The 2,130-nt window shown below is 60.0% G+C and carries 3 protein-coding genes; all 3 read left to right on the top strand.

Annotation, left to right across the window (positions count from 1 at the left end; all coding sequences use genetic code 11):
• On the top strand, nt 1-463 hold a 463-nt coding region (locus tag ACRESD_RS24355), incomplete at its 5' end, for an ABC transporter permease subunit (protein WP_431753243.1).
• The gene (locus tag ACRESD_RS24350; protein ID WP_431753242.1) at nt 460-1,335 is read left to right on the top strand and encodes an ABC transporter ATP-binding protein; all 876 of its coding nucleotides are present in this window, start codon (nt 460-462) and stop codon (nt 1,333-1,335) included. The genes ACRESD_RS24355 and ACRESD_RS24350, both read left to right, overlap by 4 nt.
• The gene (locus ACRESD_RS24345; protein ID WP_431753241.1) at nt 1,332-2,048 is read left to right on the top strand and encodes an ABC transporter ATP-binding protein; all 717 of its coding nucleotides are present in this window, start codon (nt 1,332-1,334) and stop codon (nt 2,046-2,048) included. Before ACRESD_RS24350 ends, ACRESD_RS24345 begins: the two co-directional genes overlap by 4 nt.
• The last annotated feature ends 82 nt before the right edge of the window (nt 2,049-2,130 follow it).

The raw sequence follows: 2,130 nt of genomic DNA, 5'->3' as shown, positions 1-2,130 counted from the left end.
GTTCCTGGTGGTGCTGGCTGTGCTGTACATCAAGCATCGCCTGACCCGCATGCCGGTCGGCCGCGCCTGGGAAGCCTTGCGTGAAGACGAGATTGCCTGCCGTTCAATGGGCCTGAATCACGTGCTGGTCAAACTCTCGGCGTTCACCATCGGCGCCTCAACCGCAGGCTTGGCTGGGGTGTTTTTCGCCAGCTACCAAGGCTTCGTCAACCCGTCGTCGTTCACCTTCTTCGAGTCGGCGCTGATCCTGGCCATCGTGGTGTTGGGCGGCATGGGCTCGACGGTGGGCGTGGTGATTGCGGCGTTCGTGTTGACCGTCGCGCCAGAGTTGTTGCGCAGTTTCTCCGAGTACCGGGTGTTGCTGTTTGGCGTGTTGATGGTGGTGATGATGATCTGGCGACCGCGCGGCCTGATTCGGATCAGCCGAACCGGTGTGACCCCACGCAAGGGGGTGGCGCCATGAGCAAGGAAATCGTGCTGTCCGTAGAACACCTGATGATGCACTTCGGTGGCATCAAGGCCTTGAGCGATGTGAGCCTCAAGGTCGAACGCAACTCGATCTTTGCCCTGATCGGCCCCAACGGCGCCGGCAAGACCACGGTGTTCAACTGCCTCACCGGTTTCTACAAAGCCAGTGGTGGCAAGATCAATCTCAACGTACGCGGCAAGCAGACCGACGTGATCCAGTTGCTCGGTGAGCGCTTTCAGCCCACCGACTTTGTTTCGCCGAAAAGCTTCCTCAGCCGGGTGTACTACAAGATGTTCGGTGGTACCCACTTGGTGAACCGTGCAGGCCTGGCGCGGACGTTCCAGAACATTCGCCTGTTCAAGGAAATGTCGGTGGTGGAAAACCTGCTGGTGGCCCAGCACATGTGGGTCAACCGCAACATGCTCGCGGGCATCCTCAACACCAAGGGCTACCGCAAGGCCGAAAGCGACGCGTTGGACCACGCGTTCTACTGGCTCGAAGTGGTGGACCTGGTGGACTGCGCCAACCGCCTGGCCGGCGAACTTTCCTACGGCCAGCAGCGCCGCCTGGAAATCGCCCGCGCCATGTGCACCCGTCCGCAGATCATCTGTCTGGACGAGCCGGCAGCCGGCCTCAACCCCCAGGAAACCGAAGCGCTCAGCGCGATGATTCGCCTGTTGCGCGACGAACACGACCTCACGGTGGTGCTGATCGAACACGACATGGGCATGGTGATGAGTATTTCCGACCACATCGTGGTGCTGGACCACGGCAACGTGATTGCCGAAGGCGGGCCGGACGCGATCCGTAACGACCCGAAAGTGATTGCTGCCTACCTGGGCGCGGACGAAGAGGAGCTGGTATGAGCGGACCTATCCTCGAAATGAAGGAGCTGGACGTGTTTTATGGCCCGATCCAGGCCCTGAAGAAAGTCTCGCTGCACATCAACGAAGGTGAAACTGTCAGCCTGATCGGCTCCAACGGCGCGGGTAAATCCACGCTGCTGATGTCGATTTTTGGTCAGCCACGGGCCGAGTCGGGACAGATCATCTACAACGGCGTCGACATCACGCACAAATCGTCCCACTACATCGCTTCCAACGGTATTGCGCAGTCGCCGGAAGGGCGGCGGGTGTTCCCCGACATGACCGTCGAGGAAAACCTGTTGATGGGCACTATCCCCATCGGTGACAAGTACGCCCAGGAAGACATGCAGCGCATGTTCGAGCTGTTCCCCCGGCTCAAGGAGCGGCGTACCCAACGCGCGATGACCATGTCCGGTGGTGAACAACAGATGCTCGCCATCGCCCGTGCACTGATGAGCCGGCCCAAGTTGTTGCTGCTTGATGAGCCGAGCCTGGGCCTGGCGCCGATTGTGGTGAAACAGATTTTCGCCACCTTGCGTGAACTGGCGGCCACCGGGATGACCATCTTCCTGGTGGAGCAGAACGCCAACCACGCGCTGCGTTTGTCGGATCGGGCGTATGTGATGGTTAACGGTGAAATTCGCCTGACGGGCACCGGCAAGGAATTGCTGGTGAATGAAGAGGTGCGCAACGCCTACCTGGGTGGGCACTGACCTAAAATTTGACGCAGGCTTCCTGTGGGAGCGGGCTTGCTCGCGAATGCGGTGGATCAGTTTCAGATGTACTGACTGACAC

The sequence above is a fragment of the Pseudomonas sp. genome, assembly GCF_050739995.1.
Taxonomy (GTDB): domain Bacteria; phylum Pseudomonadota; class Gammaproteobacteria; order Pseudomonadales; family Pseudomonadaceae; genus Aquipseudomonas.
Note: the sequence above shows the minus strand (reverse complement) of the source record. Positions and strands in the feature narration are given on the sequence as shown.

Excerpts from the sequence above, each read along its gene's own strand:
- ACRESD_RS24345 (WP_431753241.1), top strand. The coding sequence starts at position 1,332 with ATGAGCGGACCTATCCTCGAAATGAAGGAGCTGGACGTGTTTTATGGC.
- ACRESD_RS24350 (WP_431753242.1), top strand. The coding sequence starts at position 460 with ATGAGCAAGGAAATCGTGCTGTCCGTAGAACACCTGATGATGCACTTC.